This is a genomic window from Rhodanobacter thiooxydans (assembly GCF_021545845.1).
Taxonomy (GTDB): Bacteria; Pseudomonadota; Gammaproteobacteria; order Xanthomonadales; family Rhodanobacteraceae; genus Rhodanobacter.
In genome coordinates this window covers 989,818-1,013,082 of record NZ_CP088923.1, presented here as the reverse complement: position 1 = coordinate 1,013,082, position 23,265 = coordinate 989,818, and the positions used below count along the sequence as shown (strand labels likewise).

The window sequence follows — 23,265 nt, the reverse complement described above, 5'->3', positions numbered from 1 at the left end:
GCTCGAACCGCGTGCAGGCCCACTCAGCTGAAACCCAGGACTATTAGATGAACGAATCATCCACGAGGAGCAAGACCTTGCTGATCACCGGCGGGGCCGGCTTCATCGGCGCCAATTTCGTGCTGCAGGCGGTGGCCGACGGCCTGCGCGTGATCAACCTCGACAAGCTCACCTATGCCGGCAATCCGGACACGCTGGCGTCGCTGCAGGGCAACGGGCGGCATGTGTTCGTGCATGGCGATATCGGCGATCGCGCGCTGGTGGCGAAGCTCCTGGCTGAGCACCGGCCCGATGCCATCGTGAATTTCGCCGCCGAGTCGCACGTGGACCGTTCGATCGACGGCCCGGCCGAGTTTGTGCAGACCAACGTGGTCGGCACGCTGGGCCTGCTGGAATGCGCCCGCGACTACTGGCGCGGCCTGGAAGGCGGCGCCCACGAGGCGTTCCGTTTCCTGCACGTGTCCACCGACGAGGTGTACGGCTCGCTTGGCGCCGAGGGCAAGTTCACCGAGACCACGCCATACGCGCCGAACTCGCCGTACTCCGCGTCGAAGGCCGCCTCCGACCATCTGGTGCGAGCGTTCCACCACACTTACGGCCTGCCGGTGCTGACCACCAACTGCTCCAACAACTACGGGCCCTACCAGTTCCCGGAGAAGCTCATCCCGCTGGTGACCGCCAAGGCGCTGGCTGGAGAACCACTGCCGGTGTACGGCGACGGCCTGAACGTCCGTGACTGGCTGTTCGTCGGCGACCACTGCAGCGCGATCCGTCGCGTGCTGGATGCCGGCCGCGTCGGCGAAACCTACAACGTGGGCGGCAATGCCGAGCGCGAGAACATCACCGTGGTGAAGACTATCTGCAGCCTGCTCGATGCATGCCGGCCGCTGGCCGACGGCCGCCCACGCGAATCGTTGATCACCTACGTGAGGGATCGCCCCGGCCACGACCGCCGCTATGCGATCGATTCCAGCAAGCTGCAGAACGAGCTGGGCTGGCGGCCCTCGCAAACCTTTGAAACCGGCATCGCACAAACGGTGGATTGGTACCTCGCAAACCAGCCGTGGGTGCAGCGCGTGCTCGACGGCAGCTACCGCATGGAGCGACTCGGTTCATGAGCAGCATGCAGAAAGGCATCATCCTTGCCGGCGGTTCCGGCACCCGGCTGCATCCGATCACCCGTGCAGTCAGCAAACAGCTGCTGCCGGTGTACGACAAGCCGATGATCTACTACCCGCTGGCCACCTTGATGCTGGCCGGCATCCGCGAGGTGCTGGTGATCAACACCCCGCACGAGCAGGCGATGTTCCAGCGCCTGCTCGGCGACGGCTCGCAGTGGGGCATCGACATCCGCTACGCGGTGCAGCCCTCGCCCGATGGCCTAGCGCAGGCATTCACCATCGGCCGCGACTTCGTCGACGGCAAGCCGAGCTGCCTGGTGCTGGGCGACAACATCTTCTACGGCGTGGGCCTGACCGAGCGGCTCAAGCGCGCCGCTTCGCGCGAACGCGGCGCCACCGTGTTCGGCTACTGGGTGAAGGATCCCGAACGCTATGGCGTGGCCGAATTCGATGCCGCCGGCAAGGTGATCGGGCTGGAGGAAAAGCCGGCCCAGCCGAAGTCGCATTATGCGGTGACCGGCCTGTACTTCTACGATGCCCGCGTGTGCGACTACGCCGCCTCGCTGAAGCCTTCGCCGCGCGGCGAGCTGGAGATCACCGACCTCAATCGCTGCTACCTCGACGACGGCTCGCTGCACCTGGAGCAGCTCGGCCGCGGCTTCGCCTGGCTCGACACTGGCACCCACGAGTCGCTGATGGAAGCGGGCAACTACATCGAGACCATCGAGAACCGGCAGGGCCTCAAGGTGTGCTGCCCGGAGGAAATCGCCTACGTCAACGGCTGGATCGACACCGAGCAATTGCTGGCGCTGGCCGCGCCGCTGGCCAAGACCGGCTACGGCCAGTATCTGCAGCAACTTGTCCGCCAGGGCCACGTGCGATGAAAGTGATCGAAACATCCCTGCCCGGCGCGCTGATCATCGAGCCGCAGGTGTTCGGCGATGCCCGCGGCTTCTTCTACGAGAGCTACAACGAGGCGAAGTACCGCGCGGCCGGCGTCGACCATCGCTTCGTGCAGTCCAACGTCTCCCGCTCGGCTCGCGGCGTACTGCGCGGCCTGCACTACCAGTGGCCGAACCCGCAGGGCAAGCTGGTCAGCGTGCTCGAAGGCGAGGTCTACGACGTGGCGGTGGATATCCGCCACGGCTCGCCCACGTTCGGGCAATCGGTCGGCGTGATGCTGACCGCCGACAACCATCGCCACTTCTGGGTACCGGAAGGTTTCGCGCACGGCTTCTGCGTAGTCTCAGAGTTTGCCACCTTCACCTACCAGTGCACCGCGCTATACGACCCGAAGGCCGACGCCGGCATCCGCTGGAACGATGCCGCTCTCGGCATCGACTGGCCGCTGAGCGAACCGTTGCTGTCGGACAAGGACGGCAAGACGCCGCTGCTCGCGGATGTTCCACTCGAGCGGTTACCGGTCTACGTGCCGTGAAGGTCCTGCTGCTCGGCGCTAACGGCCAGCTCGGCCGCAGCTTCATCGCGGACGGCGGACTGGCCGCGCGCGGCGAATTGATCGCAGCGAGCCGTGACGGCGTACTGGCTGTCGGCGGCAACGGCGAGATCGCCGACCTATCGATGCCCGCATCGCTGCCCGCGCTGCTCGACCGCGTGCGGCCCGACGTGATCGTCAACGCCGCCGCCTACACCGCGGTCGATCGTGCTGAGCAGGAAGAGGCGCTGGCCACTCGCGTCAACGGCGAGGCGGTCGGCGTGCTGGGGCGCTGGGCGGCGGCGCACGTTGCGCTGGTGATCCACTACTCCACCGACTACGTGTTCGACGGCAGGCAGTCGCAGCCGTATGCCGTCGACGCACCGACCGTTCCGCTCGGCGCCTACGGCCGCAGCAAGCTGGCCGGCGAGCAGGCGTTGCGCGGCAGCGGCGCCGACCACCTCACGTTCCGCACCGCCTGGGTCTATGCTGCGCACGGCCACAATTTCCTGCGCACCATGCTGCGCCTGGGCGCCGAACGCGAGGAGCTGCGCGTGGTGGCCGACCAGCACGGTGCGCCCACCGACACTGGCCTGATCGTGCGCGGCACGCTCGCCGCGCTCGACCGCTGGTTGCAGGCCGATGGCGCGCAGCGCCACGCGGTGGCTGGCACCCACCACCTGGTCGCCAGCGGCATGACGACCTGGCACGGCTTCGCCGAGGCGATCTTCGCTGATGCCGTCGGACGCCGGCTAATCGCGCGCGCGCCGCGGGTGACGGCGATCACCACCGCCGACTACCCCACTCCAGCCGAACGCCCGGCCTGGTCGGTGCTGGACAACACGGATTTCCAGCGGCAATTCGCCGTGTCGCTACCGGACTGGCGCGATGGGCTGCACCGGGTGATGGCCCAGCTCGGCAGCAAGCCCGACGATCCCCGATCGCGATAATCCGGTTGCCACCGGCCCGCTATCGCGTAGGGCGGACACTGTCCGCCGCTTTTGCCCGGGCCCGCGAAGGGAAAACGGCGGGCAGTGCCCGCCCTACGCTGCCATACCGTTGCGGCATAATGGCCTATCCGCGCAGCCCTCCTACACGCAACGGGTTGGAGACTTTCATCCAGCCAAGGACGTCGATCTCATGTTGATCCCCCTGATCCTGAGTGGCGGCAGCGGCACCCGGTTGTGGCCGGTGTCGCGCAAGAACCTGCCCAAGCAGTTCCTGGAACTGGCCGGCAAGGGCACGCTGTTCCAGCAGACCATAGCGCGCACCCGACAGCTGCCGGGCGTCGCCGCGCCGATCGTGGTGGCGAGCGACGACCACCGCTTCCTCGCTGCCGACCAGCTGCTGGAGGCGGGCATCACGGATGGCACCATCGTGCTGGAGCCGCTGGCCCGCAACACCGCGCCGGCCATCGCGCTGGGTGCGCTGCAGGCCTTGCAGCGCGACGCCGACGCCACGCTGCTGGTGCTGCCGGCCGATCATCTGATCGGCAATACCGCCGCTTTCGTCGAGGGCGTAAAGCAGGCAATGCCACTGGCGGCACAGGGTTGGCTGGTCACCTTCGGCATTCGCCCGGATCGCCCCGAGACCGGCTTCGGCTACATCCGCCGCGCCGAGGCGATCGACGGCCACGGCTTCCGCGTGGAGCAGTTCGTCGAAAAGCCCGACCTGGCCACGGCCGGGTCGTACCTTGCCCACGGTGGCTACGACTGGAACTCCGGCATGTTCCTGTTCAAGGCCGCATGCTACCTGGAAGAGCTGGCCGCGCATGCACCGGCGATGCTCGCGGCGGTGCGCGAAGCCCACGCGAAGGCATCCGCCGACCTCGACTTCGTGCGCATCGACCGCGACGCGTTCGCGCAGGTGCCCGACGACTCGATCGACTACGCGGTGATGGAAAAGACCCGCCGCGCGGCGGTGATCCCGGTCAGCTGCGCGTGGAGCGACATCGGCTCGTGGTCGGCGCTGTGGCTGACCGGCGACAAGGACCCCGACGGCAACCTGCGCGAAGGCGACACCATGGCCGTGGACACGCGCAACTCGCTGCTGCGTTCGCACGACCACCACCTGATCGCCACCGTCGGCGTCGACGACCTGATCGTGGTGACCACGCCCGACGCCACCCTGGTGGCGCACCGCGACGCCGCGCAAGACGTGAAGAAGATCGTCGAGCAGCTGAAGGCTGCCGGCCGCAGCGAGCACTCGCTGCACCGCGTGGTGTACCGGCCGTGGGGCAGCTACGACTCGCTGGAAACCGGCGATCGATTCCAGGTCAAGCGCATCGTGGTCAAGCCCGGCGCATCCCTGAGCCTGCAGAAGCACCATCATCGCGCCGAGCACTGGATCGTCGTCTCCGGCACGGCCGAGGTCACCTGCGACGACAAGGTGTTCCTGCTCGGCGAGAACCAGAGCACCTATATTCCGCTGGGCAGCAGGCACCGCCTGCGCAATCCCGGCAAGGTCGCGCTGGAACTGATCGAGGTGCAGTCCGGCAGTTATCTGGGCGAAGACGACATCGTGCGTTTCGACGACGTGTACGGAAGAGCCTGACCCATTACGCATGAAATCGTAGGAGCGCACCTTGTCCACAAGGGACTTCCTTCGGTCGTGCGCGAAGCTCTCCGCTCCGGCTTCGTAGGGCGGGCACTGCCCGCCGCCTTGGCCGTGACGCATCGTCGAAGAACCAGCGGGCTGGTGAGACCGAATAGAGGTTCCAACCGCACCCAAGTGCGAAGCCTGATTGCGACCTCGCTGTCGGCGCTGCTGCCCTTGTCGACGCTCGATAGCTGTACGGATTGAATACTCACGGATTGATATAAGGGCATTTCAGATGTACTCTTTAAATGAGTACATAGGAGTAAAGAGCCATGCCCCGAGTCGCTGTCGATGACAACAAGCGGATGAATCTGCGGGTCTTGCCCGAACAGAAGGCCACGCTCGTGCGGGCGGCCGCGCTGCGGCACACGGATCTGACAGATTTCGTGCTGCAACCAGCCTTGCGCGAAGCCAAGGCGGTGATCGCGGAGGCCGAGCGCATCGTCCTGTCGGAAAGGGACAGTGTTGCGGTGCTGAGGATGCTCGAAAACCCGCCGGCGCCGAACGCCAAGCTGCGCAAGGCTATCGCAGCGCTGCCCAAGCAGGGATGAGCGTCCCCGCCTGGCACGAGGAACCGATCTCCAAGAAACATGATCGCAAGTTGTTCGACTGCGGCGATTCCGCGATGAACGAGTTCCTTCACAAGTACGCGCGTCAGAGTCACGAGGCCGGCGGCGCGAAAACCTTTGTCGCCGTCGACGACGCGGACGGCAAGACGGTTCTCGGCTTTTACAGCTTGGCGCCTGGGGCGCTCGCTTACGCGGATACGCCCGAGCAGGTGCGCAAGGGCTTGGCGCATCACGACGTGCCGGGTTTTAGGCTCGCGCGCATCGCGACGGACAAACGGCTGCAAGGCGGTGGTCTCGGCGGTCAGCTCCTCGCGATGGCCGCACGGCGCTGCTTGCGCGCCGCCGACGTTGTGGGGGGGGTCTTGCTCATGATCGATGCGAAGAACGGGAGCGCAGCCGCGTGGTACGCCAGCTATGGCGCCATGACACTCCCCGACAAGCCGCTCACGCTGGTGATGGCCCTCGCGACGTTCGAGGCGGAACTGAAGGCGAAAGATCTTCTGTAGAAATCATGCCGTCTTGGAACGTCGCTGCCGGCGCCGCGCACGTCGAAAGATTGCAACAAGGCCGACATTCGCCTCCACGGCAAGGTCGGCCGGCACATCAGAAACATCAACTGGCAGCGGTCAATGCAGCCGTTTCCAGCCTTTTGTCTGAGCAGAGCCAGGCCGTGGCCGACCTGTAGTTGGAACTTCTATTGCCCAGTTGGAACCTCTATTCGGTCTCACCACCTGGTGCGACCGAATAGAGCTTCTAACGCACATCCAGTACCCGCGCGGCTCGCACCTGCACAAGCGGCGCAGCGTGCTCTAAATACGCGCCAAAACGTGCGGCCCCAGCACCGGGCAATACGCGGCACGCACACGAATAGAACCTCCAACTGGGCTCCCGTGGCGGCCTGATCGAGGGTTGGCAGGGATTCGGCCAAACACCAGCAATTCGACGCGCAAGTGCCTGAGCGGCAAGCGTCGCCGCGCACGTTTGCCGGAGCTGCATCTACTTCGTGCCGCGTTACGTAATACGTAATTACGTAATGCCTGACAGCGTGCGTTCACCAGCGAAGCTCGGGTTATAAGGCGGAATAATGCTGCGTTATCCCGCTTTACCCCCGGCGAGAGGGACTACCCGAGCGGATGGGCATACAGCACGGCCGCGCCTATGCCTCCCGCAGGATGCCCTCGTAATCCTGCCCGCCGTAGAAAACACCGACGATGCCGACGGTCATGACCATCTCGTTCACTACGAACGCGACTATGGTGTTGCCGCGGTAGTTGGTGATGCGCAGTCCAGGCAGTAGGTCGTCACGCCTCGTGCCCCGCAGGGGGAAAGTAGCCAAAGCTTTGGCAGAACGCGAAGATGGCATCCACGTAGTTGGCGCCGGCAACGGGTGCGCCGGCGTCGGCGATGTACCGTTCAATCGCATCGAGGCGTTCGATGGCCTCGGGCGCGAAAATGACGGTATAGATCACGCGACCGGGCCGCCGCGTTCGGCTGACCGCTTCCGAGCGAGATGCTCGCGCACCTGGCCCACCGAAAGCCCGCGAGACGGGTCCGCCTGCAACGCCTGGGCGGCCGGCACCACCTGGTCGCGCAGCCACGCCTCGACCGCCTTATCGCGTGCCGCGAGCGTGCGCAGTCCGTCGCGGATGACCTCGCTTTCGGTGGCGTATTCGCCCGCCGCCACCTTGGATCGCACAAGGTCGGCCATCTCGTTGGGAAGGGTGATGCTGAACTGTTGTGTGGAGCGCATACGCAGCCCTCTCGTGGCGTAGGATTTAATCCTACACCTTTGGCGCCGCCATGCAAGAAGCCGACAGTCGATCCCCAGGCAAGACAGCGGCTTGGGGCGGGATTGCCGGTGTTTGGCCGAATCCCTGTCGACCCTCTGATCGTGCGGTTCAGCATGCGCCTGTGCGCCGACTTGCCAGGCAATGCCGTTGGAATCTCTTTTGTGCCGATGGCCGCCCTAGCGGCTCCCCTGTTGGAACCTCTATTCCTCAGTTGGAACTTCTATTCTGTCGCACCACCACGGGCGGTGCCCGCCCTGCGGGTCATTCGACCGTCACGGATTTGGCGAGGTTGCGCGGCTGGTCGACGTCGGTGCCGCGCATCACGGCGACGTGGTAGGCGAGCAGCTGCAGCGGCACGGTGAACACGGCCGGGGCGATGAAGGAACCGCCGGATTCGACGCGCAGCATGGCGCCGTGGCCGGCCATGTCGTCCATGCCGGCGGCGCCATCGGCGAACACGATCAGGCGGCCGCCGCGGGCGCGCACTTCCTGCAGGTTGGACTTCAGCTTGTCCAGCAGCGGGCCGTTCGGCGCTACCGCGATCACCGGCATGTTCTCGTCGACCAGCGCCAGCGGGCCGTGCTTGAGCTCGCCGGCGGCGTACGCCTCGGCGTGGATGTAGGAGATCTCCTTGAGCTTCAGCGCGCCCTCCAGCGCCACCGGATACTGCACGCCGCGGCCGAGGAACAGGGCGTGCTGGCGGTGGATGAAGTCGGCCGCCAGCGCAATGATCGCCGGCTCCAGCTGCAGCGCGTTCTCGACCGCCCGCGGCAGGTGCTGCAGCTCGGCGCACAGCGCCGCGTAGCGCTGGTCGTCGAGCCCGTGGCGGCGGGCCAGCTCCAGCGTGAGCAGGGCCAGGCCGGCCAGCTGGGTGGTGAAGGCCTTGGTCGAGGCCACGCCGATCTCGGGACCGGCGCGGGTCATCAGCTTGAGGTCCGCCTCGCGCACCACCGAGGACTCGGGCACGTTGCAGATCGCCAGCGTGCCGAGGTAGCCGCGCCGGCGCGATTCGCGCATCGCCGCCAGGGTGTCGGCGGTTTCGCCGGACTGCGAGATAGCGACGAACAGCGTGCCCTCGGACACCACCGTCTCGCGGTAGCGGTATTCGCTGGCCACCTCCACGCTGACCGGCAGGCGCGCGTACTCTTCGATCCAGTACTTCGCCACCAGGCCGGCGTGGTAGCTGGTGCCGCAGGCGATGATGTGCAGGCCGCGGACGTCGCGCAGCAGCGCCTCGCTGTCGATGCCGAAGATGTTCGGCAGCACGCCGTGCGGGCCCAGGCGCGCCTCCAGCGTGTCGGCGATCGCACGCGGCTGCTCGAAGATCTCCTTCTGCATGTAGTGGCGGTATTCGCCGCGCTCGACCGCGTCGGTGGACAGCTCGCTCTCGTGCACCGGGCGCGCCACCGGCGTGCCGTCGAGGGCGAACACCTGCACGCTGTCGCGGGTGATCTCGACCACGTCGTTCTCGTCCAGATGCAGCATCTTGTTGGTGACCTGGATCAGCGCCTGCGCGTCGGAGCCGAGGAAGTTCTCGCCGATGCCCAGGCCGACCAGCAGCGGCGCGCCGCGGCGCGCGCCGACCACGCGGTCGGGCTCGTCGCGGCTGACTACCGCGATCGCATAGGCGCCTTCCAGCTCGCGCACGGTGGCCAGCACCGCCTCGCGCAGCTGCATGTCCTGACCGAGGTGTTCATCGATCAGCGCCGCCATCACCTCGGTGTCGGTCTCGGAGGTGAACACGTGGCCGCGTGCCTGCAGCTCGGCGCGCAGGCCGACGTAGTTCTCGATGATGCCGTTGTGCACGATCGCCACGCGGCCGGCGATGTGCGGATGCGCGTTCGCCTCGTTCGGCACGCCGTGGGTGGCCCAGCGGGTATGCGCGATGCCGGTGCTGCCGGGCAGCGGGTCGGCCAGGTACATCGCCTCCATCTCGCGCACCTTGCCCTTGGCGCGCACGCGGCGGATCGCGCCGTGGTCGAGCACGGCCACGCCGGAGGAGTCGTAGCCGCGGTATTCGAGCGCCTTCAGGCCGGCGATCAGCAGCGGCGCGACATTCCGCTGGGCAACGGCAGCAACGATTCCACACATCGGGACGACTTCCTTTGATGGGTGGCGGAGCCTTCGGCTCCGCCACGGACAGGCGAATTCCTGATTAGCGCTTGAAGTTCAGCTCATAGAAGCCGTTCGTGCTGAGCGTAGCTTGCGTCAGCAAGCGAAGTCGAAGCACCTTACTGGCGATACCCTTCGACTTCGGCGCTACGCGCCTACGCTCTGGGCGAACGGTACCTCGGCGGCTGAGATTCGACACTAATCAGTAGCTATGTTGACTGGGCTGCATTAACCCAACCTTTCGCGGACGATCGCCATCAAGGCGCGCGTCCGTATCGCTCAATCCACCTTGCGGCGCAGCCAGTTCAGCAGGTCGATGCGGGTGATCAGGCCGAGGAAGTCATCGCCGTCGACCACGATCGCGACGTGGCCACGCTCGAACACCGGTAGCAGCGATTCGATCGGCGAGCGCACGTCGAGCTTCTGCAGGCTGGTGATCATCGCGGTCGACACCGGGTCGCGGAAACGCGTCTCGTCGGCGTGCACGTGCATCAGCACGTCGGACTCGTCGACGATGCCCACCAGCTTGCGGCCGTCCATCACCGGCAGCTGCGACACGTCGTACAGCTTCATGCGGTTGTAGGCGGTGACCAGCAGCTCGTTGGGGCCGACCACCACGGTGTCGCGCCGGGCGAACGGGCGCAGCAGCAGGTCGCGCAGGTCGCCGTGCCGCTCGCGCTCGAGGAAGCCGTTGTCGAGCATCCAGTAGTCGTTGTACAGCTTGGACAGGTACTTGTTGCCGGTGTCGCAGACCAGGGTCACCACGCGTTTGGGCGCGGCCTGCTCGCGGCAGTAGCGCAGAGCGGCAGCCACCAGCGTGCCGGTGGACGAGCCGCCCAGCACGCCCTCCTTCGCCAGCAGCTCGCGTGCGGTGAGGAAGCTCTCCTTGTCGGGGATCGCATAGGCCTTCTTCACCCGGGTGAAGTCGCTGATCGAGGGCAGGAAATCCTCGCCGATGCCTTCGACCATCCAGCTGGCTGACTTGGTCGAGAGCGTGCCCTCGTTGATGTACTGCGCCAGGATCGAACCGACCGGATCGGCCAGCACGAATTCCGTCTGCGGCGAGTGCCCGGCGAAGAACTTCGACATCCCGCTCAGCGTGCCGGACGAGCCGCAGCCGACCACGATCGCGTCGACCCGGCCGTCCATCTGTTCGAGGATCTCCGGCCCGGTGGTGGCGATGTGCGCGGCCGGGTTGTCGGGGTTGCCGAACTGGTTGATGAAGTACGCGCCGGGCGTTTCGCGGGCGATCCGCTCGGCCATGTCCTGGTAGTACTCGGGGTGGCCCTTGGCCACGTCGGAGCGGGTCAGCACCACCTCGGCACCCATCGCCTTGAGGTTGAAGATCTTCTCGCGGCTCATCTTGTCCGGCACCACCAGGATCAGCCGGTAGCCCTTCTGCTGCGCGACCAGGGCCAGCCCAAGGCCGGTGTTGCCGGCGGTGCCCTCGACCAGGATGTCGCCCGGGCGGATGCGGCCGTCCTTCTCGGCGCCCTCGATCATCGACAGGCCGATGCGGTCCTTGATCGAGCCGCCGGGGTTGGTGCTCTCCAGCTTGAGGAACAGCTCGCACATCCCGGTATCCAGGCGCTGCGCGCGCACCATGGGGGTACGTCCGATCAGTTCGAGGACACTCTGGTGGACCGTCATGGGGGCTCCGTCGCTGGGAAGGCAGCCGGGCGATGCCGCTGCTGCGGGATCGCCATGATAACCGCTGGGCCGCCATTGACGCGGCGGCCCCGGCATCCTCCCGATGCATCAGGGAGGACCCGGGGCCGCGATGGCGTGAAACAGGGTCAGTGGATGAGATGCGCCCGATCCGTCCACATGCGTTCGAGTCGTGCCTTGGCCAGCAGCTTTTCCTTCTTCATGCTGGCGAGGGTGACATCGTCGATGGGAAGGACGCCGATGTCGGCGTCGTGCACCTTGCTGTCGAGTTCGCGGTGATGCTGGTAGAGCCGCCGGAATTCGGCGTCGGCCTTCATCAATGCCTCGACATCATCACGCTGCTGGTTTTCAAACATGATCCGACCTCCTCGCGAGTTGGCATGCGGATGCGACAGGAAGCATCCGCAGACGTTGAATGCATGCACGCACCCACGACCCGCGCCGGCCTGCCGGAACGCGGGTGACGCATGGAAACGTGGAATAAGCGCATGATTCGGGTCAGTGGCCCACGCGGCCTGGATGCCCCGTGGGACTTCGACCCTACTCCCCCGGTCAGGGGGGTGCAAGCCTAGCGGAGGGGCGCCGCGAAGCACCGCGGTTTCCTGTGAAACAGCTGTCAAAACAGCCTTTTACGTTTATCTAACCCAAGCTCCGGACAAGTCGCCGCAAGGCGCGGATGCGGGCGCGGCGGAGCGCCGCAGCGCGCCGCCGGGAACAGGTCAGGGGTGCTTTTTCGAGGCGTCCGAAGCCGCTTCGGCAGGCTGCTCGCCTTCGCTCATCTGCGAACGCATCGCCTTGGCCGCCTGCGCGGCCAGTTCAGCCTGGCGCTTGGCCGCCCTGGCCACCTTGCTCTGCGCCGCCGCCAGCTTTTTCGCCCGCTCGGCTTCGGCACGCGCCTGGTCGGCCGCCTGCGAGTATTCCTGCCCCTGCGCCTGCAGCCGGGCAGCCTCTTCCTGCGCCAGCTGGTACTGCAGGCGCTGGCGCTCCAGTTCGCGCCGCGCCAGCTCGGCATCGCGCCGGCTGTTGTCGAGCAGGATCTGGTCGTGCTCGCGGTCGAGCTGGGTCAGCTTGACCTGGGCATCCTGCAGCTGCGCGGCGGTCTTGGCCAGGTCGACCCGGCGTTCGGCCAGGTACAGCGCGTGCGGCCGCTCGCGCGAGCCGGCCTGGGCCAGCCGGTTGATCGCGTCGCGCGCGCGCGCCTGCTCGGCCTGCGCGTAACGGCCCAGACTGGGATCGTTGGCGAGCTGGTCGAGGCTGCCGCCGAGCCGGGCGATGTCGATGTCGTCCTTGCGGGCATGTGCCGAGCCGGCGGCGGCCAGCGCCAGCACGATCGCGGCCAGGGTGAAGGTGGAACGTTTCATGGCTGGCCTCCGTGGGAGTTGGAAGCGGGTGGCTGGTTGGCGTCCGGCACGGTCTGGAAACCGGCACCGGCCGGTGCGGACAGCACGCTCGAGGCCGGCGCCGGCATGTCCTGGGTCAGCGGGCCGGACGAGGCCACGGGTGCCGGTGCCGGCGCGTTGTCGTGCTGCTCCTGCTGCTCGCCCTCCTGGCGCAGGCGGGTGTTCTCCTGCACCTTGTTCTGGATCTGCGCCCGCGCCGCGCCCAGCCTGGCCTTGGCCTGGGCCAGCTCGGCGTCGGCGCGCGACTCCTCCGCCAGGCTGGCCGCATCGGCGTACTTGCGGTCGGCCATGGCCGTCTGCGCCTGCTGGAACTTGTCCTGCGCGAAGCCCAGGTCGACCGGGGCGTAGTCGGCCGCCCCCGCGTCGCGGGCCATCTGCAGCTGCGACTGCGCCATGTTCATCGAATCGTTCGGCGGCGGCGCCGAGGCACAGCCGGCCAGCAGCAGGGTCAGGGCCAGGGCCGCCATCGCCATGGCCGCACGGGTACGGCGTGGAGAGCCGGCCGGCAGGGAAAAGATGTACATCACATTCCTCGTGGTATGTCGCAGCGTATTGTGGGCGGGCATAATCCGACTTTGCAACGCGCCTTGCGCAAACAGGGATCAATCCGTGGATATCGGCTACTTCCTCAAGCTTATGGTAGACAAGGGCGCCTCGGACATGTTCCTGTCCACCGGCGCCCCGGTGAATATCAAGGTCGAGGGCAAGCTGTATCCGCTGGGCAACACCGGCCTGCCCGGCGGCATGGTCAAGAAGATCGCCTATTCGCTGATGGACGAGGGCCAGGTGCCGCAGTTCGAGCGCGACCTGGAGCTGAACATGGCGCTGGCGGTGAAGGAAGCCGGCCGTTTCCGCATCAACGTATTCAAGCAGCGCGGCGAAGTGGGCATGGTGATCCGCGCGATCAAGAGCGAGATCCCCAGCATCGAACAGCTGCAGCTGCCCAGCATCTTCCGCGACCTGATCATGGAGCCGCGCGGGCTGATCCTGGTGGTCGGCGCCACCGGCTCGGGCAAGTCGACCACGCTGGCGGCAATGCTCGACCAGCGCAACTCCCATTCGCCCGGCCACATCCTCACCATCGAGGACCCGATCGAATACCTGCACCGGCACAAGAAGTCGATCGTCAACCAGCGCGAGGTGGGCCTGGACACCCACAGCTACCACGAGGCGCTGAAGAACGCGATGCGCGAGGCGCCGGACGTGATCATGATCGGCGAGATCCGCGACACCGACACCATGGAGGCGGCGATCGCCTTCTCCGAGACCGGCCACCTGTGCCTGGCCACGCTGCACTCCAACAACGCCGACCAGACGCTGGAGCGCATCCTCAACTTCTTCCCCGAATCGGCGCACAAGAACGTGCTGATGAACCTGGCGCTGAACCTGCGCGCGGTGATCAGCCAGCGCCTGGTGATCGGCAAGGACGGCCGCCGCATCCCGGCCACCGAGGTACTGCTGAACACCCCGTTGATCCGCGACATGATCCGCCGCGGCCAGATCCACGAGATCAAGGAAGCGATGGACCGCAGCCTGCAGGAAGGCATGCAGACCTTCGACCAGTCGTTGTACAAGCTGTACAAGGAAGGCCGCGTGGAACTGGAAGAGGCGCTCAACAAGTCCGATTCGCGCGACGGCCTGGCGCTTAAGATCCGCCTCGCCGAAGGCGGCAACAGCGACGAGGCGATGGCCGATCCTTACGGGATGGGGTTTTAGGGCCGGGATTCGGGATTCGGGATTCGGGATTCGCCAAAAGCCGCCCGCCTTTGCGCTCCCGCAACCAGCGGAAGGTAACACCGTCGGCTCACGCCCTATCGAATCCCGAATCCCGAATCCCGGCTCTAAGGCGCATCCGGCTGGGCCTCCGGCGCGGCGCGGCGGAATGCTTCCAGCTCGTTGCATGACTGGTAGATGCGCGCGATGGTCGGGTAGTCGTCCAGCGGCAGCTTCCAGCGCAGCGCGTTGTAGACCTGCGGGACCAGGCAGACGTCGGCCATGCTCGGCGCCTCGCCGTGGCAATAGCGTCCGGTCGCCACGTTGTCGCCCAGCATCGTCTCGATCGCCTGGAAACCCGCGCCGATCCAATGCCGCGACCACGCCGCGCGCTGCTCCTCGCTGGCACCGAATTCGGCTTCCAGCTGCTGCAGCACCCGCAGGCTGCCCAGCGGGTGGATGTCGCAGGCCACCACCTGCGCCAGCGCCCGCACCCGGGCCCGCCCGCGCGCATCGACCGGCAGCAGGGCCGTTTCCAGCTCCGGATGCATCTCGTCGAGGTATTCCATGATCGCCAGCGACTGGGTGATCGCGCGGTCGCCGTCGAGCAGGCAGGGCACCATTTCCTGCGGGTTGAGCGCACGGTAATCCGGCGCGTGCTGCTCGCCGCCGTCGCGCACCAGGTGCACCGGTCGCGTCTCGTAGTCGAGCCCCTTCAGGTTCAGCGCGATGCGCACCCGATACGCAGCGCTGGAACGCCAGTAGCCATACAGCACCAAACCGCTAGCCATGAGCCACCCCCCGACGGATAACCGCAGTTTGCCACAGTGTGGGCCGGGCACGTGGCGCGCCGCAACGTGCGGCGCCGGCCCGCCGCGTTTGCATCGACACCCGACGCGCCCGAGAATAAGCGGTTACCGCCCGTGCCGGGCGGCCCCTTGTCCATTATCCGGAGTGCCGCCGTGTCCGTCATCCGCATGAGTGACCTCGATTTGCGCGACCAGCGCGTGCTGATCCGCGAAGACCTGAACGTGCCGATCGACGACCACGGTCGGATCACCTCGACCCAGCGCCTCGACGCCGCGCTGCCCACGATCCAGGCCGCCCGCGACGCCGGCGCGAAGGTGATGGTGATGTCGCACCTGGGTCGGCCGAAGGAAGGCCAGTTCGACGCCGAATCCTCGTTGGCGCCGGTGGCGCTGTGGCTGAGCGCCCGCCTGCACCAGCCGGTGCGGCTGGTCGCCGACTACCTGGTCGACGGCGTCGAGGTGGCCCCGGGCGAGGTGGTGCTGCTGGAAAACTGCCGCATGAACGTCGGCGAAGGCAAGGACGACGACGCGCTGGCCCGGAAGTACGCCGCGCTGTGCGACATCTTCGTGATGGACGCGTTCGGCACCGCACACCGCGCGCAGGCCTCCACCCATGGCGTGATCAAGTATGCCCCGGTCGCCGCCGCCGGGCCGCTGCTGTGTGCGGAGCTCGATGCGCTGGGCAAGGCGCTGGAACACCCGGCGCACCCGCTGCTGGCGATCGTGGCCGGCTCCAAGGTCTCGACCAAGCTGACCCTGCTCGACAACCTGATCGGCAAGGTCGACCAGTTGATCGTGGGCGGCGGCATCGCCAACACCTTCGTCGCCGCGCTGGGCTATTCGGTGGGCAATTCGCTGTATGAGCCGGACCTGATCGACGCCGCCAGGAAGGTGCTGGCCGATGCGAAGCGCCGCGGCGCCGAGGTGCCGATGCCGGTCGACGTGGTGGTGGCACCGACCTTCTCGGCGCAGGCGCCGGCCACGGTGAAGCCGGTCGACCAGGTGGGCGCGGACGAGATGATCCTCGACATCGGCCCGCAGACTGCCGAGCTGTACGCCGCGCTGATCGCCAAGGCCGGCACCGTGGTGTGGAACGGCCCGGTCGGCGTGTTCGAGTTCGACACCTTCGGCAAAGGCACCGAGACGCTGGCGCGGGCGATCGCCGCCTCGAATGCGTTCTCCATCGCCGGCGGCGGCGACACTCTGGCCGCGGTCGACAAGTACGGCATCGCCGACCAGGTCTCCTACATCTCCACCGGCGGCGGCGCGTTCCTGGAGTTCCTCGAAGGCAAGGAGCTGCCCGCAGTGGCCGCGCTGAAGGCGCGAGCCGCGAAGTAATGCTCTGCCTGTTCGACCTCGACGGCACCCTGATCGATTCCGAACACGGCATCACCGCCTGCGTGAAGCATGCGCTGGCGCGGCTGGACGTGCCGGCGCCGGCGCATGCGGAACTGCGCCGCTGGATCGGCCCGCCGCTGCGGCACAGCTTCGCGCCGCTGCTGGACCACGACGCCGAGCGCGTCGAGGCGGCGGTGGCGTACTACCACGAGCGCTTCGATACGCTCGGCTGGCGCGAGCACGAGGTCTACCCGGGCATCGAAACGTTGATCGGGCGACTGCTCGGCGCTGGCCACCAGCTTGCGGTGGTCACCAGCAAGCCGCACCGCCACGCCGCGCCGATCATCGCCCACCTGCCGTTCGGCGACGCCTTCCTGCGCCTGTACGGCCCGCACCCGGGCAGCGCGCACAGCGAGAAGGCCACGATGATCGCCGCGGCACTGACGGACTTCGGCGCCGACCCGACCGATGCGGTGATGATCGGCGACCGCCATTTCGACATCGACGGTGCCGTGGCCAACCAAGTGCGCGGCGTGGGCGTGCTGTGGGGTTTTGGCGACCGCGCGGAACTGGAGCAGGCCGGCGCGCGTGCCGTTGCGGCGACGCCGGACGAACTGGCCGGACTGCTGCTCGGCTGATCCGACGCAGCGCCTTTGTCGCCTGATCCGACGCATCGCCTTTGCAGGAGCCCGCTCGCGGGCGATGCCCTTTCGAATCCCGAATCCCGAATCCCGAATCCCGGCTTTCAAAGCATCGCCCGCGAGCGGGCTCCTACTTGAAGCCGCGCTGTTCCTTGATCCGGTCGTACGCGGCGTTGATCTCGCTGGCGCGCGCCTCGGCGCGCTTGCGCATGTCTTCGGGCAGGTCGCCGAGGCGGTCGGGGTGGTGTTCGGAGATCAGTTTGCGGTAGGCGCGCTTGATCGCGCGGTCATCGGCGTTGCGGTCGATGCCGAGCACGGCATACGGGTCCGGTCCCTGCGGTGCGCGCTGCGGCGGCACGTAGCCGCCGCCAGTGCCGTAGGCCTGGCCGTGACTGCGCGATCCGCCGGCGTTCCAGGCGTAACCCTTCATCGCCATCAGCGCCATCAGCTCCATGTCGCTGATACGCAGCGCGAACGCCAGCTGGTGCAGGATCGCCATCTTCTCCGGCGGTGGGTTGCCCTCGGCCAGCACCGTCTCGATCACCACGTCGAGCACCGGGAAGGCGTGGTCGCGGCGCAGACCGACCCAGTTGCGCAGCGCGGCAATGGTCGGGGTGACGTCGAACTCCGGCTGCTTACCGACGTTGAAGCTGGCCACCGCCTGCCTGCGCTGCTCGGCGTCCAGGCCCATGCGCGTCATCAGCCGCTCGGCGATCGCGATCTCCTGCTCCGATACGCGGCCGTCGGATTTCGCCACCGCACCGAGCAGGGTGAACAGCGGGCCGATGAAGCCGCCGGCTTCCGGCGTGGCGTGCTTGCGCTGGCTGTAGCGCAGGTTGTCGAAGACGAAGCCGATCACCGCGCCGGTGACGGCGCCGGGCAGGTGACCGATGAGCAGGCCGAAGAAGGCGAACCACAGCGTGTAGGTGTAGCTCATGGTGTGCCCTGCGGCGCCTGAGCGCTGTACCAGCGGGCCAACGCGTCGAGGTCGGCGTCGCCGACCGGGCCGATCGCGGCGCGCATCACCGGGATGTTGCGGCGGCCGTCGCGGTATTGCTTCAGCGCGTCGCGCAGGTAATCCAGCCGCTGGCCGGCCAGGTGCGGCACGCCGGGCATGCTGGCGTGGCCGCCAGCACCGTGGCAGGCCGCGCACAGGCCCAGCCGGGTCGGCGACACCGGCGTCTGCGCACGGAGCGGGAAGGCGGCGAGCAGGCACAGCGCCGCGGTCAATAAGGTTCGCATCGGCAACCAATGGGGGCCACAGATCGCCAATTCTAGCAGCGCACCCGGATTCCCCGAGGCGGCGTTTCCGGCGCCACGGCCGCAGCGGCTAGAATGGGCGCTTGCCCGCCATGTGGAACCCGCCGTCGTGCCCACCACCCTGCCGCAATCGAACCTGCCCGGCCTCGAGCTGATCCACCGCGGCAAGGTGCGCGATGTATACGCGTTGTCCGACGATCGGCTGCTGATGGTCGCCACGGACCGGCTGTCGGCGTTCGACGTGGTGCTGCCCAACCCGATCCCGGGCAAGGGCGAGATGCTCACCCAGATCTCCAACTTCTGGTTCGGCAAGACCGCCCACCTGGTGCCGAACCACCTGCTCGACGTGCCGCTGGCCGAGGTGCTGCCGCCCGGCACCGACCTGAAACTGTATGAGAAGCGCGCCGTGGTGGCGCGGCGGCTGAAGCCGGTGCCGGTGGAGGCGATCGCCCGCGGCTACCTGATCGGCTCCGGCTGGAAGGACTACCAGGCCACCGGCTCGCTGTGCGGCATCGCGCTGCCCGGCGGCCTGAAGCAGGCGCAGCAGCTGCCCGCGCCGATCTTCACGCCCTCGACCAAGGCCGCGGTGGGCGACCACGACCAGAACGTCAGCTTCGATGCGGTAGTCGACGCGGTCGGCAGCGAGCTGGCCAACCAGGTGCGCGACGCCACGCTGGCGATCTACCAGTGGGCCGCCGCCTACGCGGCCGAACGCGGCATCATCATCGCCGACACCAAGTTCGAGTTCGGCACCGACGCCAGCGGCAAGCTGTACGTGATGGACGAGATGCTGACGCCGGATTCCTCACGCTTCTGGCCGGCCGACGAATACCGCGTCGGTATCAGCCCGCCCAGCTACGACAAGCAGTTCGTGCGCGACTGGCTGGAGACGCAGCACTGGAACAAGACCGCGCCAGGCCCGGTGATCCCAGACGAGGTGATCGCGCGCACCGCCGCCAAGTACGCCGAGGCGCTGCAGCGCCTGGCCGGTATCCGGCTGTCGTAGGAGCGCGCCCTGTGCGCGATGCTCTTCGTCACGTGACGAAAGAGCATCGCGCACGACCGAAGGAAGTTCCTTGTGGACAGGGTGCGCTCCTACACTTGCTCTCTGCTTGCGACGGCCGCCGCCGGCGTGCTGCTATTGCAGGCCTGACCCATGGGGGGAACGCACCATGACCACGCGAGCCGCAAACCAGCGCAGCATGCAGGACTGGCTCGACAGTTACAGCGGCGACCATCAAAACCCGACCAACCGGTTGTTCCACTGGCTCTGCGTGCCGCCGATCGTGTGGTCGGTGATCGCGCTGCTGTGGGCGATTCCGGTACCGGCCGCATTCGCCCGGCCCGGCGCCTGGGCGGTGCTGGTGATGGTGCTGGCGTTCTACTGGTACTGGAAGCGCTCGCACCGGCTGGCCATCGCGCTGCTGATCGCGTTTGCCCTGCTCGGCCTGCTCACCAACTTCCTGTATGGGCGACTCGGCCCCACGCAGCTGTGCTGGCTCGCGGTCGGCGTATTCGTGGTCGCCTGGATCGGCCAGTTCATCGGGCACAAGTTCGAGGGACGCAAGCCCAGCTTTCTCACCGACCTGGCCTACCTGCTGATCGGCCCGGCCTGGCTGATGGCCAAGCTGCTGCGCAAACTGGGATTCAAGCAAGTCACATGACCACCCTGCTTACCGTGATCAGCAGCCTGCTCTGGTGGGTGCTGTACAGCAGCATGGCTGCGCTGGTGTTCGCCCTGATCGGCTGGTCGGTGCTGCGCTGGGCCGAACGCTGCGCGGTGGTGTTCAACCGCATCTACCTCGCCTGCCTGCTGTGGACCCTGCTCGGCCTGCTGCTGGTGGTCGGCGTGGCCGCTTACGAAGGCCACCTGCATCCGCCCTACGGCGCGCTGCTGAGCTCCGGCCTGCTGCGCTGGATGCTGGTGCTGGACATGCTGATCGGCAGCGTGCTGTTGTGGCGGCTGGTGCCGCGCATCGACGCCCGCCGCATCCGCCCCGGCAGCGCCTGCATGGCGGTGGCGGTGATCATGGCGATCAGCTTCGGCGTGGCCACCAGCCTGGCCTGAGATCCGTGAAAACGCGCGGGGCGGATTGCCCGCCCCGCGCACGACTCATGCGTGCGCCAGCATGCTGCCGAAGAACACCGCCATGATGCCGAAGATGATCACCCCCAGCACGATGCCGATCACGCTGTAGACCAGCTGCACCATGCACGCCTTGCCGTAGCCGATCTGGCTGCCGTTCTGCGCCAGCAGCAGATAGTTCACCACGGCGGCGCCGACCAGGAAATTCACGATCAACGACAACAGCCCACCGGCGGCCCCATGCATCACCATGCCCACGACCACCATCGCAATGGCCACCGCAATCCAGGTCAGCACCAGCGCACCGATCGCGCGCAGGTAGGACGGCATGTAGCCGACCACCAGCCGGAACGACACGCTCAGCACCAGCGCCGCCAGCAGGATGCCGACGACGATCATCACCAGCATCCCGAACAACCCCATGCCGGCCAGTGCGGCCAACGAAGAAGTACCCATACAACCCCCTGGTCAGTGGAAGGAAACCGCCCGTCGGCATCCCCATGCCGTCCGCTCTCCCCGGCGGTCGCGCCAGCCTAACCGATGGCCACGCTGGCGTCTCCCGCGGCGAGAGTGTTCAGCGCCCTCCCCGCACCTGCTGGTTTGCCATGCGCACCGCCTCCACGAACCCGCCGAACGGGATGTCGGTGATCCCCACCAGCCCGAAGTGGCTGTTCTCGCCGTCGAGCAGGCGGCCGGTGACGGGCTGGTCGGCGTAGTCGAACCAGTGCGCACCAACGATGTTCGGATCGCTTGCCGCCGCGGCGACAAACTTCGCATAGGCTTCGCCGCGCTGTTGCTCGTTCCAGACGGCCACCGGTCCCGCACCGAATGGGCCGCGGTCGGTCGAGCCGAACGCGAATTCGCCGATCAGCACGGGCTTGTCGAGCGCGTGCAGCGCGGCGAGGTCGAGGCCGTGCTGCGGCAGGTCGGCGTAGACGTTGAAGCTGAGCACGTCGCAGTACGCGGCGCAGGCGGCGACGGCCTCGGGCGTACGCACCGCGAAGCGGCCGCCGAGGAACAGGTGGTGCGGGTCGTGGCGACGTATCGCTTCCGCAACGATACGGAAATAGGTGTCCGCATAGCGCCGCAGCCAGGCGCCGTAGTCACGGGTGATCGCCGGATGCGCCTCGTTCGGCGCAGGTGCGGCGAAGCCGGTGGCGTCGAGCGCGCCCCATGAGGCGAGCGCGATGCCCCACGCCGCGGCCAGCTGCGCCGGCGTGCGGTACTTCGCCCTGAGCTCGGCGATGAACGCCCGCTTGGCGGGGCTGTTCGCGTCGCCGGCCAGCGTGCCCAGCGCCAGCCCCCAGCGGCCTTGCAGGCCGCTGCCGGCCCAGGCCAGTTCGTTATCGGCGAAGTAGCCGAGCAGCCACGGATCGTCGCGCACGCCGGCGCTGGCCTTGATCACTGCACGCTCGGCGGCCTGCGCAAAGCGCGGATCGAACGGATCGGGCATGCGGCCCCAGTAGTCGTAACCGCTGGAAACGTTCGCATAGTCGCCGCCAATGTCGATCGAGCGCGTGTAGGCAAGGCGATGCGCCTGGCCCAGCGCGTCGTCGCTCCAGTTGCCGAGGGTGTTGAAGCCCCAGGCCGACAGGCGCTGCAGTGCGCGCGTGCGCCATGCGGCCAGCCAGTGCTTGCCGTCGACGCGGTACAGGTTCGCCGCGTAGAAGTCGAACCAGCGGCCGTGGTGGTAGCCGATGCCGCGGCTGGCGCCCTGCTCCGGGTTGCGGTTGTCGTCATGACCGTAGAACGCCGCCCATTCGCCGCCGTCCAGCGGCAGGTCGCGGAACATGAACTCACGGCCCTCGACGTAGCTGCGCCCACCGTCGGTGACCACCGCGTTGACGCCGAGCGAGAAGAACGCATGGCCGTCGGGTGTCACCAGATGCCAGCGGCCACCGCGTTTCTGTGCGTGGAACCAGCCGGTGCGTTCCAGGCTTTGGACGTCCAGACGTCCGCCGTAGCGATCCAGCCCCACCGGCTTCGACTCCGCCGTGGCCGCCCGCACGGCGGTGCGCAGCGCCTCGTCGGTGTCGATCTTCTCCGGCCCGCGCCCGCGCACGTACTGTCCGTAGCGGTCGACGATGCCGGCGTAGGCCTCGTGCAGGGTGACCTCGCCTGGCACGGCGTCGATCGTGCCCAGCAGCAGGGTCTGCGCGGCCTGCGGTGCCGGCATGGCGAGGGTGACCGCGCGCACCGCGCGCAGGTCGAGCGCGCCCTCTACCGTAGTCGCCAGTAAAATGCGTTGCCCGTGCGCGTCGTACGGCATCGGCGGCCCGGCCTGCATGCCTTGCGCGCGCGGCGAGGTGGCGTGCAACGGCAGCACCACGGTCTGCGCGGGGCCGGCCGGCACCCCCACACTGGCCTGCAGACGCTGGCCTGCCGCGGTACCGTCGACGGCGATCTGCAGCGTCACCGCCCACGGCATCGCGTTCTGCACGCGCAGGCGCAGCTCACCACGGCCCGACCAATCCCATGCACCGCTCGCTGGCGCGATCACGAGCTGCGGCTGCGCCGCCGGCTGGAACGCGTAGCGCTGTTGCGCCACACCGTCGGCGGCGCGTTCGGTGCCGCCGATGCGCTGCACGTGGTCGAGGCTGATGCGGACCCTGGCATTGCGCGCCGTCAGGTCGGCCACGCCCGGTGTTGTAGTGGCGTAGCAGGCACCGAGACCGCACAGGCCCAGCCAGATCCATGCATGACGTTTCATCATCGGCATCCTCGC

At 67.5% G+C, this 23,265-nt stretch carries 25 protein-coding genes; 13 read left to right on the top strand and 12 right to left on the bottom strand.

The genetic code is table 11. From position 1 onward, the window contains the following. The first annotated feature begins 47 nt into the window (after positions 1 to 47). From rfbB to LRK53_RS04335, 7 genes are all read left to right on the top strand, one after another. Positions 48 to 1,118, top strand: coding sequence for a dTDP-glucose 4,6-dehydratase (gene rfbB / locus LRK53_RS04365; protein WP_027492963.1), 1,071 nt, complete (start codon positions 48 to 50; stop codon positions 1,116 to 1,118). Beyond that, positions 1,115 to 2,005 carry a glucose-1-phosphate thymidylyltransferase RfbA gene (rfbA, locus tag LRK53_RS04360; protein ID WP_027492962.1) on the top strand — a complete coding sequence of 297 codons (891 nt, stop codon included), beginning with the start codon at positions 1,115 to 1,117 and terminating at the stop codon, positions 2,003 to 2,005. Before rfbB ends, rfbA begins: the two co-directional genes overlap by 4 nt. Continuing rightward, positions 2,002 to 2,559, top strand: coding sequence for a dTDP-4-dehydrorhamnose 3,5-epimerase (gene rfbC / locus LRK53_RS04355; protein ID WP_027492961.1), 558 nt, complete (start codon positions 2,002 to 2,004; stop codon positions 2,557 to 2,559). Before rfbA ends, rfbC begins: the two co-directional genes overlap by 4 nt. Then, entirely contained in the window at positions 2,556 to 3,506 is a 951-nt protein-coding gene (gene rfbD / locus LRK53_RS04350; protein ID WP_027492960.1) for a dTDP-4-dehydrorhamnose reductase, read from the top strand. Before rfbC ends, rfbD begins: the two co-directional genes overlap by 4 nt. 190 nt (positions 3,507 to 3,696) lie before the next feature. Continuing rightward, positions 3,697 to 5,109 (top strand): mannose-1-phosphate guanylyltransferase/mannose-6-phosphate isomerase, encoded by a 1,413-nt coding sequence (locus LRK53_RS04345; protein ID WP_027492959.1) that lies wholly within the window; start codon positions 3,697 to 3,699, stop codon positions 5,107 to 5,109. 317 nt (positions 5,110 to 5,426) lie between these two features. Next, the gene (locus tag LRK53_RS04340) at positions 5,427 to 5,705 is read left to right on the top strand and encodes a type II toxin-antitoxin system TacA family antitoxin (RefSeq protein ID WP_027492958.1); all 279 of its coding nucleotides are present in this window, start codon (positions 5,427 to 5,429) and stop codon (positions 5,703 to 5,705) included. Next, on the top strand, positions 5,702 to 6,229 hold the full coding sequence (locus LRK53_RS04335; RefSeq protein ID WP_027492957.1) for a hypothetical protein: 528 nt from the start codon (positions 5,702 to 5,704) through the stop codon (positions 6,227 to 6,229). The genes LRK53_RS04340 and LRK53_RS04335 overlap by 4 nt, the downstream gene beginning before the upstream one ends. Before the next feature lie 795 nt (positions 6,230 to 7,024). Here the strand turns inward: LRK53_RS04335 and LRK53_RS04330 are convergent. From LRK53_RS04330 to LRK53_RS04300, 7 genes are all read right to left on the bottom strand, one after another. Beyond that, positions 7,025 to 7,192: a type II toxin-antitoxin system RelE/ParE family toxin gene (locus tag LRK53_RS04330; RefSeq protein WP_235642526.1), complete on the bottom strand. Its 168-nt coding sequence runs from the start codon at positions 7,190 to 7,192 to the stop codon at positions 7,025 to 7,027. Continuing rightward, entirely contained in the window at positions 7,189 to 7,473 is a 285-nt protein-coding gene (locus LRK53_RS04325; RefSeq protein ID WP_027492956.1) for a type II toxin-antitoxin system ParD family antitoxin, read from the bottom strand. The genes LRK53_RS04330 and LRK53_RS04325 overlap by 4 nt, the downstream gene beginning before the upstream one ends. Positions 7,474 to 7,774: 301 nt before the next feature. Next, a complete protein-coding gene (gene glmS / locus LRK53_RS04320) occupies positions 7,775 to 9,604 on the bottom strand; it encodes a glutamine--fructose-6-phosphate transaminase (isomerizing) (RefSeq protein ID WP_027492955.1) in 1,830 nt (609 codons plus the stop codon). A gap of 300 nt (positions 9,605 to 9,904) precedes the next feature. Beyond that, entirely contained in the window at positions 9,905 to 11,275 is a 1,371-nt protein-coding gene (locus tag LRK53_RS04315; protein ID WP_235642525.1) for a pyridoxal-phosphate dependent enzyme, read from the bottom strand. Positions 11,276 to 11,421: 146 nt separating this feature from the next. After that, a complete protein-coding gene (locus LRK53_RS04310; RefSeq protein ID WP_027492953.1) occupies positions 11,422 to 11,649 on the bottom strand; it encodes an HP1242/YdcH family protein in 228 nt (75 codons plus the stop codon). Between the two features lie 363 nt (positions 11,650 to 12,012). Then, positions 12,013 to 12,654, bottom strand: a complete 642-nt coding sequence (locus tag LRK53_RS04305) for a hypothetical protein (protein WP_027492952.1) — start codon at positions 12,652 to 12,654, stop codon at positions 12,013 to 12,015. Then, complete coding sequence (locus LRK53_RS04300) at positions 12,651 to 13,217, bottom strand: DUF4398 domain-containing protein (protein WP_037089804.1); 567 nt, start codon at positions 13,215 to 13,217, stop codon at positions 12,651 to 12,653. The genes LRK53_RS04305 and LRK53_RS04300 overlap by 4 nt, the downstream gene beginning before the upstream one ends. An 85-nt stretch (positions 13,218 to 13,302) precedes the next feature. Between LRK53_RS04300 and LRK53_RS04295 the strand changes: the two genes are divergently transcribed. Continuing rightward, positions 13,303 to 14,409 carry a PilT/PilU family type 4a pilus ATPase gene (locus tag LRK53_RS04295; protein ID WP_027492951.1) on the top strand — a complete coding sequence of 369 codons (1,107 nt, stop codon included), beginning with the start codon at positions 13,303 to 13,305 and terminating at the stop codon, positions 14,407 to 14,409. 125 nt (positions 14,410 to 14,534) lie between these two features. Here the strand turns inward: LRK53_RS04295 and maiA are convergent, their stop codons facing one another. Next, a complete protein-coding gene (gene maiA / locus LRK53_RS04290) occupies positions 14,535 to 15,197 on the bottom strand; it encodes a maleylacetoacetate isomerase (protein WP_027492950.1) in 663 nt (220 codons plus the stop codon). A 171-nt stretch (positions 15,198 to 15,368) separates the two neighbouring features. Between maiA and LRK53_RS04285 the strand changes: the two genes are divergently transcribed. Together LRK53_RS04285 and LRK53_RS04280 are read left to right on the top strand one after the other, a co-directional pair. Continuing rightward, positions 15,369 to 16,553, top strand: a complete 1,185-nt coding sequence (locus tag LRK53_RS04285; RefSeq protein WP_027492949.1) for a phosphoglycerate kinase — start codon at positions 15,369 to 15,371, stop codon at positions 16,551 to 16,553. After that, positions 16,553 to 17,191 (top strand): HAD hydrolase-like protein, encoded by a 639-nt coding sequence (locus LRK53_RS04280; RefSeq protein ID WP_027492948.1) that lies wholly within the window; start codon positions 16,553 to 16,555, stop codon positions 17,189 to 17,191. The genes LRK53_RS04285 and LRK53_RS04280 overlap by 1 nt, the downstream gene beginning before the upstream one ends. Before the next feature lie 133 nt (positions 17,192 to 17,324). On the opposite strand, the gene djlA is transcribed toward LRK53_RS04280, so the two are convergent. Both djlA and LRK53_RS04270 read right to left on the bottom strand, forming a co-directional pair. Then, positions 17,325 to 18,131 (bottom strand): co-chaperone DjlA, encoded by an 807-nt coding sequence (gene djlA, locus LRK53_RS04275; protein ID WP_027492947.1) that lies wholly within the window; start codon positions 18,129 to 18,131, stop codon positions 17,325 to 17,327. Further along, positions 18,128 to 18,436, bottom strand: coding sequence for a c-type cytochrome (locus LRK53_RS04270; RefSeq protein WP_027492946.1), 309 nt, complete (start codon positions 18,434 to 18,436; stop codon positions 18,128 to 18,130). Before LRK53_RS04270 ends, djlA begins: the two co-directional genes overlap by 4 nt. 127 nt (positions 18,437 to 18,563) lie before the next feature. Here LRK53_RS04270 and LRK53_RS04265 point away from each other — a divergent pair, with 127 nt between their 5' ends. The 3 genes from LRK53_RS04265 (at position 18,564) to LRK53_RS04255 (ending at position 20,522) form a co-directional block, all read left to right on the top strand. Next, positions 18,564 to 19,460, top strand: coding sequence for a phosphoribosylaminoimidazolesuccinocarboxamide synthase (locus LRK53_RS04265; RefSeq protein WP_027492945.1), 897 nt, complete (start codon positions 18,564 to 18,566; stop codon positions 19,458 to 19,460). 166 nt (positions 19,461 to 19,626) lie between these two features. After that, a complete protein-coding gene (locus LRK53_RS04260; RefSeq protein ID WP_027492944.1) occupies positions 19,627 to 20,118 on the top strand; it encodes an Mpo1 family 2-hydroxy fatty acid dioxygenase in 492 nt (163 codons plus the stop codon). Beyond that, the gene (locus LRK53_RS04255; RefSeq protein WP_027492943.1) at positions 20,115 to 20,522 is read left to right on the top strand and encodes a hypothetical protein; all 408 of its coding nucleotides are present in this window, start codon (positions 20,115 to 20,117) and stop codon (positions 20,520 to 20,522) included. The genes LRK53_RS04260 and LRK53_RS04255 overlap by 4 nt, the downstream gene beginning before the upstream one ends. A gap of 45 nt (positions 20,523 to 20,567) precedes the next feature. Here the strand turns inward: LRK53_RS04255 and LRK53_RS04250 are convergent, their stop codons facing one another. Next, entirely contained in the window at positions 20,568 to 20,996 is a 429-nt protein-coding gene (locus tag LRK53_RS04250) for a hypothetical protein (protein WP_027492942.1), read from the bottom strand. Between the two features lie 118 nt (positions 20,997 to 21,114). Next, positions 21,115 to 23,250, bottom strand: a complete 2,136-nt coding sequence (locus LRK53_RS04245) for an alpha-amylase family protein (protein ID WP_027492941.1) — start codon at positions 23,248 to 23,250, stop codon at positions 21,115 to 21,117. Positions 23,251 to 23,265 lie beyond the last annotated feature (15 nt).

Coding starts and splice junctions, on each gene's coding strand:
- rfbB (WP_027492963.1), top strand. CDS start 48: ATGAACGAATCATCCACGAGGAGCAAGACCTTGCTGATCACCGGCGGG.
- rfbA (WP_027492962.1), top strand. CDS start 1,115: ATGAGCAGCATGCAGAAAGGCATCATCCTTGCCGGCGGTTCCGGCACC.
- rfbC (WP_027492961.1), top strand. CDS start 2,002: ATGAAAGTGATCGAAACATCCCTGCCCGGCGCGCTGATCATCGAGCCG.
- LRK53_RS04345 (WP_027492959.1), top strand. CDS start 3,697: ATGTTGATCCCCCTGATCCTGAGTGGCGGCAGCGGCACCCGGTTGTGG.
- LRK53_RS04340 (WP_027492958.1), top strand. CDS start 5,427: ATGCCCCGAGTCGCTGTCGATGACAACAAGCGGATGAATCTGCGGGTC.
- LRK53_RS04335 (WP_027492957.1), top strand. CDS start 5,702: ATGAGCGTCCCCGCCTGGCACGAGGAACCGATCTCCAAGAAACATGAT.
- LRK53_RS04325 (WP_027492956.1), bottom strand. CDS start 7,473: ATGCGCTCCACACAACAGTTCAGCATCACCCTTCCCAACGAGATGGCC.
- glmS (WP_027492955.1), bottom strand. CDS start 9,604: ATGTGTGGAATCGTTGCTGCCGTTGCCCAGCGGAATGTCGCGCCGCTG.
- LRK53_RS04315 (WP_235642525.1), bottom strand. CDS start 11,275: ATGACGGTCCACCAGAGTGTCCTCGAACTGATCGGACGTACCCCCATG.
- LRK53_RS04310 (WP_027492953.1), bottom strand. CDS start 11,649: ATGTTTGAAAACCAGCAGCGTGATGATGTCGAGGCATTGATGAAGGCC.
- LRK53_RS04305 (WP_027492952.1), bottom strand. CDS start 12,654: ATGAAACGTTCCACCTTCACCCTGGCCGCGATCGTGCTGGCGCTGGCC.
- LRK53_RS04300 (WP_037089804.1), bottom strand. CDS start 13,217: ATGTACATCTTTTCCCTGCCGGCCGGCTCTCCACGCCGTACCCGTGCG.
- maiA (WP_027492950.1), bottom strand. CDS start 15,197: ATGGCTAGCGGTTTGGTGCTGTATGGCTACTGGCGTTCCAGCGCTGCG.
- LRK53_RS04280 (WP_027492948.1), top strand. CDS start 16,553: ATGCTCTGCCTGTTCGACCTCGACGGCACCCTGATCGATTCCGAACAC.
- djlA (WP_027492947.1), bottom strand. CDS start 18,131: ATGAGCTACACCTACACGCTGTGGTTCGCCTTCTTCGGCCTGCTCATC.
- LRK53_RS04270 (WP_027492946.1), bottom strand. CDS start 18,436: ATGCGAACCTTATTGACCGCGGCGCTGTGCCTGCTCGCCGCCTTCCCG.
- LRK53_RS04260 (WP_027492944.1), top strand. CDS start 19,627: ATGACCACGCGAGCCGCAAACCAGCGCAGCATGCAGGACTGGCTCGAC.
- LRK53_RS04255 (WP_027492943.1), top strand. CDS start 20,115: ATGACCACCCTGCTTACCGTGATCAGCAGCCTGCTCTGGTGGGTGCTG.
- LRK53_RS04250 (WP_027492942.1), bottom strand. CDS start 20,996: ATGGGTACTTCTTCGTTGGCCGCACTGGCCGGCATGGGGTTGTTCGGG.
- LRK53_RS04245 (WP_027492941.1), bottom strand. CDS start 23,250: ATGAAACGTCATGCATGGATCTGGCTGGGCCTGTGCGGTCTCGGTGCC.